The sequence below is a fragment of the Campylobacter sp. BCW_4323 genome, from assembly GCF_001763115.1.
Taxonomy (GTDB): Bacteria; Campylobacterota; Campylobacteria; order Campylobacterales; family Campylobacteraceae; genus Campylobacter_D; species Campylobacter_D jejuni.
In genome coordinates, this window is sequence record NZ_MJYC01000087.1 from 1 (window position 1) to 8,508 (window position 8,508).

Genomic DNA, 8,508 nt, shown 5'->3' on the forward strand with positions numbered 1-8,508 from the left:
TAGGTATCTTACAAACTGCAGATAAGGCTATGGATGAGCAACTTAAAATCTTAGATACAATCAAGACTAAGGCAACTCAAGCGGCTCAAGATGGACAAAGCTTAAAAACAAGAACCATGCTTCAAGCAGATATTAACCGCTTGATGGAAGAACTTGACAATATCGCTAATACTACTTCATTTAATGGTAAACAACTTTTAAGTGGTAATTTTATCAATCAAGAATTTCAAATTGGTGCAAGTTCAAATCAAACTGTAAAGGCTACCATAGGAGCAACTCAATCTTCTAAAATCGGTTTAACACGCTTTGAAACCGGAGGAAGAATTTCTGAAAGTGGTGAAGTGCAATTTACTTTGAAAAACTACAACGGTATAGATGATTTTAAATTCCAAAAAGTTGTGATTTCAACTTCAGTAGGAACAGGACTTGGGGCTTTAGCTGAAGAGATCAATAAAAGCGCTGATCAAACCGGTGTTAGAGCTACCTTTACAGTAGAGACTAGGGGTATATCAGCAGTTAGAGCAAGTACCACTTCAGATGATTTTGCTATTAATGGGGTAAAAATCGGCCAAGTAGAATATAAAGATGGCGATGCTAATGGAGCCTTAGTTGCTGCGATTAACTCTGTAAAAGACACTACAGGGGTTGAAGCTTCAATTGATGCTAATGGACAGCTTTTGCTTACCTCAAGAGAGGGTAGAGGGATTAAAATTGATGGTGATATTGGTAGAGGTGCTTTTATCAATCCAAATATGAAAGAAAATTACGGTCGCTTATCTTTGGTTAAAAACGATGGTAAAGATATTCTAATCAGTGGTTCTGGACTTTCTTTTGCAGGTTTTGGTGCGAGCAATTTTATCTCTCAAGCTTCTGTTTCTTTAAGGGAATCAAAAGGAAGATTTGATGCCAATGTTGCTGATGCTATGGGATTTGGTTCTACAAATAAGGGAGTTATGTTAGGTGGTTATTCTTCTGTTACTGCTTATATGAGTAGTGCTGGAAGTGGATTTTCGTCAGGTTCAGGTTATTCTGTAGGTAGTGGTAAAAACTATTCTACAGGTTTTGCAAATGCTATAGCTATTTCAGGTGCTTCTCAACTTTCTGCAGTATATAATGTTTCTGCAGGTTCAGGTTTTTCAAGTCAAAGCGGACTTTCTCAGTTTGCAACTATGAAGACAACTGCTTTTGGGGTAAAAGATGAAACTGCAGGTGTAACTACACTTAAAGGTGCTATGGCAGTGATGGATATAGCAGAAACTGCTATAACAAATCTTGATCAAATCAGAGCAGACATTGGTTCAGTGCAAAATCAAGTTACATCAACTATAAATAACATTACCGTAACTCAAGTCAATGTCAAAGCAGCAGAATCAACCATAAGAGATGTAGACTTTGCAGCTGAAAGTGCAAATTTTTCTAAATATAACATCCTTGCGCAATCAGGTTCTTATGCTATGAGTCAGGCTAATGCAGTGCAGCAAAATGTTTTAAAACTTCTTCAATAATTTCTTAGATGCTTTTATGCATCTAAGCTTTTAAAGTGCTTTTTTCTTTTCTAAAAAGTCTTGCAAAGGTAAAATAGCGATTTTAAGTCTTTTGTCTTGAGCTTCTAAAAGTTCTATGATATTTTCTATCAAAGATTCATGCGCATAAATCCAAGCAAAAAGTTTATTTTGTTTATCAGATTCATCTTTGATATCTTTAAGATATAAAGGCGTTAATATACTTTGTTCATGATGTAAAGTAGGGCCTAAAATTTCTTGTAAAAAGAGATATTTTTTATTTGAAAGTTTTTCTTTGATTTTGTCTATATTCTGGTTTATTTGTTCAAGAGAGAGCTTGTTTTTTCCATGGGTAAGATTGTGAATTTGTTTTTGAACTTTTTTACACTCTTTTTTAAAATTTAAGGATAAATTCATATTTTTTTTAATTTTTTGATAGATTTTTAATCCGAGTTTTACTTGTTCTTTAGTATTTAAAACTTGTAATTTTTTAAATTTTTTATCTTTTTTATTTTCGAGTAAATTTTCGCAAAGTTCTTTAAAAGGTTTTTCTATAGCGCTTTCTATCCTAGCACCTCCTTCAGTGCAATTATAAGTTTTACTTTTGCTAAAAGCAATGAAATTTTCAAAAATTTGTCTAAAAAGTGTCCAAATTTCAGAACTTTGAACTTTTCCATTTCCTCCATAAGCTGTAGTGCTAAATCTATCTAAGTCCCTTTCATAGTCTCCATTGTGTAAATTAGCATGGATGAAACCTTGAGAATGTGTTTGCCCATCTTTGGCATAAGCTAAATCCTGACCTATGAGAATGATGTTGTTATGTCCTAAATTTTCAGCCAGTTCATAAGCCATATGAGATACACTCATGCCTGCGTTAATATATCCATAATCGTCTAGCCCCAAGCATCTCGCAAAAGGCTGGCCTTTTATGATTAAAATGTATTTTCTTTTATTTTTTTTAAGATAAGAAATGGTTTTTTTATGCACCAAAGAAGCTACTAGAAAAATGATGTCTTTATCAAAATCTTTAAAATCATTGTTAAAACATTCAGCTACTATTTCATCGCGTTCCAACATACAAACATAATCAGGCTTTATACCATGTTTAGCTAAAATAGGATAAGAAGAATCCGCACAAAAAATTGTAGCTTTATTAGCATATTTTTTTAACAAAGGAAGTTGTTTAGTAAGAGATGGTCCTGTAGAAACAATGATAGCTGTATCACTTATACCCTTTCTTTTAGAAAGTAATTCTTTATAACTAGGATGAGTAATCATTTGAGGAAGATTATAAACAAATTGTTCTATACCTTGCATAGCATCTTTAGGATCATTTCCATGCATGAGATTGTGGTTTTTTATGGTTAGGATATTGAGTTTGTTAAGTTTTAAAATATCTTCTTTGTATTCTTCATAAAAATCATTAGCAATGTGTAGATTATAAGAACGATAAAATAAATCTCCTACAAGGCGAAAGATTTTTTCAATTTTAGGTAAAGTTACATCATCTTGATGAACAATGATAAGCCTTCCTAAACTTAAATCTTTACTAAAATCGACAAAATTAAAAGCTAAAAATATAAGTTCTAATTCTTTTTCAAAAATAATCATTCTTTTAAGATTTTTATTTTGCAATAAAATTTTATATAAAATCCCATTTCCTATTCCATAGAAAAAAAGTACAGGATAACGAGCAAAATCTTTAAAATATTCTAAATCTTTTTCAAGCTCTTTTACAGGATCTTGATACATTTTTTTTAAATTTCTTTTTTTTATGATATTGATATCAAGATTATCTTTTCCTTGAGTGAAAGTAAATTCTCTAAGCTCTTTTAGATCCTCAAGTTTTTTGCGTAAGTCGTTATACTCAAAACCGCTTAAAGCTTTTAAATTTTTGTTAAAATTATTTTCTTCTCTCACCTTCTCACCCTTTCCATCCATTTATCTAATTTTCTTTCTTTAAGTTTTTCTTCTAAAGGAAGTATATTTTTAATCAAAGCATTTTCTTGTGCTTTAATATGTCCATAAACTAATTCCATAAATTCTAAATGTTCTTTTATCCAAAGAATATTTTTATTAAAAGCATCTTCTTTGGTTTTAGGATTTAAAACATAAATTCTAGCAAGATTAAGTTCAAATTGTGTCAGTAAAGGACCTAAAATCTCATACAAATCTTGCATTTGTTTAATATCTTCAAGTTTATTTTTAAATTCATCTATTTTTTCAATAGCTAAATTGATATCCTCTTCTTTTTCATTTAAACTCAAATATATACTTTGTATATTTTCAAAATCATTGCTGAGTATTTTACTAAAATCTCTACAATGTTTAATACTTTGATAAACTTTATAATAAGCCTTAAGTAAAAACTCATTTTGTTTATTTAAACTTAAAGGTTCTAATTTTTCAAAAGGTTTATTTAAATCTTTATCAAGTAAATTCTCACAAGCCCATAGAAAAGGTTTTTCTATAGTTCCTTCTATCCTTGCTCCACCTTCGGTGCAGTTGTAGGTGGTGATACCCATTTTTCTAGTATTTGGAATCATTTCATTTTCAAACCAATTTTTAAATAAAAGCCATATACTATGAGTTTCGACTTTTCCGTTGCCTCCATAAGCTTTGGTTAAAATGTGCTCATACATTTGACTTTCATAGTTAGCTGAATTTTGATAATCATCAGGATGAGAATTGCCATTTTCAGCATAAGCTAAATCTTGTCCTATAAAAATGATGTTTTTATGACTTAGATAAGTTGCTAGATAAGGTAATGTATGTGCAACACTAAGTCCTACAGCAGCATAAGAAAAATCTTTAAGATTTATATAATATGGAAAAGCAAGAACTTTTTGAGTTATAATAAAAGTTTTACCCTTTAAATATTCAATCGCTTTTGGATGAACAACACCAGCACAAATAAATACAATATCCTTATCAAATTCCCCAAAATCATGATTAAAAAATTCAGCCGTAAATTCACTTCTTTCAAGCATGCAAACATAATCAGGCTTTATACCATGTTTAGCTAAAATAGGATAAGAAGAATCTGCACAAAAAATCGTAGCTTTATTAGCATATTTTTTTAACAAAGGAAGTTGTTTAGTAAGAGATGGTCCTGTAGAAACAATAATAGCTGTATCACTTAAATTCTTTCTTTTAGAAAGTAATTCTGTATAACTAGGATGAGTGATCATTTGAGGAAGATTATAAACAAATTGTTCTATGCCTTGAAGAGCATCAAGAGGATCATTACCATTTCTTAAAATGATATTTTTAAAAGTTTCTGCTAATTTCTTATTTAACTCCAAAACATCTTCATGAAATCTTTCATAATAATGACTCATCAGTTCTAAAAAATAAATTCTAGAAAATTGAAAGAAAGGTTTAGAAGAACAAAGTTCAGTATAATCTTGAGCTTGTAATTTATCATTTTCCAAAATCATCAATCTTGCACTTTGCAATTCATTTGAAAAATCTAAGATATGAAACATGACCCAAATGATTTCTATATCTTTTTCAAAAACAACAATATGTTGATGATTTTTATTTTGTAATAAAGCTTTAAATAAAATTCCATTTCCAAAACCATAAAAATACAATACAGGATAAAGTAGGTATTTATCATTATAAGTATTTAGCATAGTTTGTAACTCTTTAATGGGATCTTGATAAAGTAAATTTTCACTATACCCCCCCCCATTATTTTTTATACTTGTATCTTTTAAATTGATATCTAGCTTATCTTTACCTAAGATAAGTTCAAATTTACTAGACTTGATTTCTTTTAAACTTTCTTTTAAAAGAATATTACCTAAAGCTTCAATATTTTTATTAAAGAGTTCTTTTTGAGTAGGGGTGAAGGTCATTGGAAATCCTAATTATTTTTTGACTATATCGTCAAAATTCCAATTTTCTAAACTTTTTTCTATGGTTTGGTTTTGAGTGTCAAGGTATCCTAAACCTTGTATAAACCAATTGTGTTGTATTTTTAAAAAATCTATCAAATTTTCTTTTTGCTTGTTTGCATTTAAAACTTCAAATTTTAAAATTTCACATTCATTATGAAAATAAATTGCTTGAGTAAGTTCGTTAAAAAATTTGAGTTTTTTAAATTCTTTAAAAAGATTTAAAAGATCATTTTTGATTTTTTCAAGAGTGTGAAAATCATCTTTGTTTTTTTCTAAAGTATATCTGAGTTTTTGAAGTTGAGTTTGAGCTTTTTTGATAAATTCTTTGGATTCTAAAATATTTTTTTGGAGATATTTTTTTGTTTTTTCTAATTTTTCTTTGGCTTGTTTTTTATCTAAAATTTTTGGAAAATCAAAAGGTTTGTTTAAATCCTTATCAAGTAAATTCTCACAAACCCAAAGAAAAGGTTTTTCTATAGTTCCTTCTATCCTTGCTCCACCTTCGGTACAGTTGTAAGTGTTGATATGAAGTTTTTCTTTTGTCCAAAAAATATCTTTTTCAAACGCTTGACGAAATAAATTCCAAGTAAGTTGTGTTCTTACTTTGCCTTTTCCACCATAAGCTAAGGTATAGCTTTCCCCTCTGATTTCTTCGCCCTGGTTACCATGAATGTGTTCTTTAGGATGAGAACTTCCATCTTCACTATAAGCAAGATCTTGTCCTATAAAAATGATATTTTCAAATCTTAAAGCTCCTGCTAGTTCATAGATCATATTTGAAACACTGTGTCCTACTCCAAGATATCCATATTCATCAAGTTTTAAGCTGGCTGCAAAATTTAAAGGGCGATGCACAAGCATATAAGTTCTTTGATCTTTTTCCAAAAAATCCAATACTTCTTTGTGCACCACAGAAGCAAGTATGAAAAGTATGCCTTTGTTAAAATCGCCAAAATCATTATCAAAACATTTAGAAACTATATCATCACGCTCTAGCATGCAAACATAATCAGGCTTTATACCGTATTTTCCAAGGATAACATAAGCACTATCCGCACAAAAAATCGTAGCTTTATTAGCATACTTTTTTAATAAAGGTAATTGTTTGGTTAAACTTGGTCCTGTAGAAACAATGATAGCATTTTTAACTTTAGTCCTTCTTTCTTTAAGAAATTCTTGAAAAATTCCATGATTTAACATTTTAGGAAGATTATCTAAAGTATGCTTGATCCCCACTAAAGAATCATGTGGATCATTGCCTTTGTTTAAAACAATAAAGCGTATCATTTCCATGAGTTGGGTGTTTGTATTTTGTATTTGTGTACTTTGGAATTTTTGATAAAAATCACTATGGATAAAAAGATTAAAAATTTTTACACTTTTTTGAATGACTTCATAGCTAAAAAGTGTGCTAAGTTGTGCGGTATTTAGCGTTTGAGTGTAAAAAAGTATGAGTTTTTCATTTTTTAAGGCTTCACTAAAGTCAAATAAATGAAAAGCAAGGGCTAAAATTTCTAAATTATCTTCAAAAACAACAATATGTTGATGATTTTTATTTTCACATAAACTTTTATAAAGCATTCCATTTCCAAAACCATAAAAAAACAAAACAGGATATTTTGCGTATTCACTTTGAAAAAGGCTAAGATTTTCTAAAAGCTCTTGATTGGGATTTTGATAAAGTAAGATTTCATCTTTTGTAAAATTGATTCCATTTTCATTTTGAATAAGTTTCAAAGTTATATTTTTAAGCGATCTTAATTTATAGGCTAAGATCTCATCAACTTCAAATAAAGCTTGAGTATTTTTTAAAAAAAGTTCCTCTCTCACCTTCTCACCTTTCCATCCATTTATCTAATTTTCTTTCTTTAAGTTTTTTTTCTAAAGGAAGTATATTTTTTATCAAAGCACTTTCTTGTGCTTTGATATGTCCATAAACTAATTCCATAAATTCTAAATGTTCTTTTATCCAAAGAATACTTTTATTAAAAGCATCTTCTTTAGTCTTAGGATTTAAAACATAAATTCTAGCAAGATTAAGTTCAAATTGAGTTAGTAAGGGGCCTAAAATTTGCATCAAATCTTTTTGAGTATTGTAAAGTTCATCGATTTGAGTTTTGATTTTATCTATATCTTTAATGATCTCTTTGATAAGGGTTTCATTTTCTTGAGAATTTTGCAATACAATAAAAGAGTTTTTTATTTTATCATAGCTTTTAATAAATTTATCATTAAAATCTCTACAATGTTTAATACTTTGATAAACTTTATAATAAGCCTTAAGTAAAAACTCATTTTGTTTATTTAAACTTAAAGGTTCTAATTTTTCAAAAGGTTTATTTAAATCTTTATGAAGTAAATTCTCACAAGCCCAAAGAAAAGGTTTTTCTATAGTTCCTTCTATCCTTGCTCCACCTTCGGTACAGTTGTAAACTTTAGTATCTAAATATTTTTGTATTTTTTGTACATCTTGTTCTAAATTTTGCTTAAACATGAGCCAGACATGATGAGTTTTAACTTTCCCTTTTTTGCCATAAGCAAGAGTGCAAAGATGTGGATACTTTTTACTTTCATAGGTTGCTGAGTTTTGATAATCATCAGGATGAGAATTGCCATTTTCAGCATAAGCTAAATCCTGTCCTATAAAAATGATTTTTTTATGATTTAAATGCAAGGAAAGATAACAAGCCATATGTGCAACACTAAATCCCATGTTAAAATATCCAAAATAATCTAATTTTAAATATTCTATAAAGCTTGCATAGGTTGAAACTATGGTAAAATTATCGGTTTTTTTGTTTAGATAGTGTATAGCATTAGGGTGTACTACAGATTTGATAATAAAACAAACATCCCTATCAAATTCCCCAAAATCATGATTAAAAAATTCTGCTGTAATGGCTTTTCTTTCAAGCATACAAACATAATCAGGCTTTATACCATGCTTAGCTAAAATAGGATAAGAAGAATCCGCACAAAAAATCGTAGCTTTATTAGCATATTTTTTTAATAAAGGAAGTTGTTTGGTAAGAGATGGCCCTGTAGAAACAATAATAGCTGTATCACTTAAATTCTTTCTTTTAGAAAGTAATTCTGTATAA

At 29.1% G+C, this 8,508-nt stretch carries 5 protein-coding genes; 1 reads left to right on the top strand and 4 read right to left on the bottom strand.

What is annotated here, in order from left to right; all coding sequences use genetic code 11:
• Positions 1 to 1,505, top strand: a 1,505-nt coding sequence (locus AJN60_RS08460; protein WP_070286250.1) for a flagellin A, incomplete at its 5' end; no start/stop codon positions are given.
• Positions 1,506 to 1,535: 30 nt separating this feature from the next.
• Here the strand turns inward: AJN60_RS08460 and AJN60_RS08465 are convergent.
• The 4 genes from AJN60_RS08465 to AJN60_RS10060 all read right to left on the bottom strand — a co-directional run.
• Positions 1,536 to 3,422, bottom strand: a complete 1,887-nt coding sequence (locus tag AJN60_RS08465; protein ID WP_079861560.1) for a motility associated factor glycosyltransferase family protein — start codon at positions 3,420 to 3,422, stop codon at positions 1,536 to 1,538.
• Entirely contained in the window at positions 3,419 to 5,365 is a 1,947-nt protein-coding gene (locus tag AJN60_RS08470; RefSeq protein ID WP_070286252.1) for a motility associated factor glycosyltransferase family protein, read from the bottom strand. Before AJN60_RS08470 ends, AJN60_RS08465 begins: the two co-directional genes overlap by 4 nt.
• A gap of 12 nt (positions 5,366 to 5,377) precedes the next feature.
• Positions 5,378 to 7,237 (bottom strand): motility associated factor glycosyltransferase family protein, encoded by a 1,860-nt coding sequence (locus tag AJN60_RS08475; protein ID WP_070286253.1) that lies wholly within the window; start codon positions 7,235 to 7,237, stop codon positions 5,378 to 5,380.
• A 4-nt stretch (positions 7,238 to 7,241) separates the two neighbouring features.
• Positions 7,242 to 8,508, bottom strand: a 1,267-nt coding sequence (locus AJN60_RS10060; protein WP_070287391.1) for a motility associated factor glycosyltransferase family protein, incomplete at its 5' end; no start/stop codon positions are given.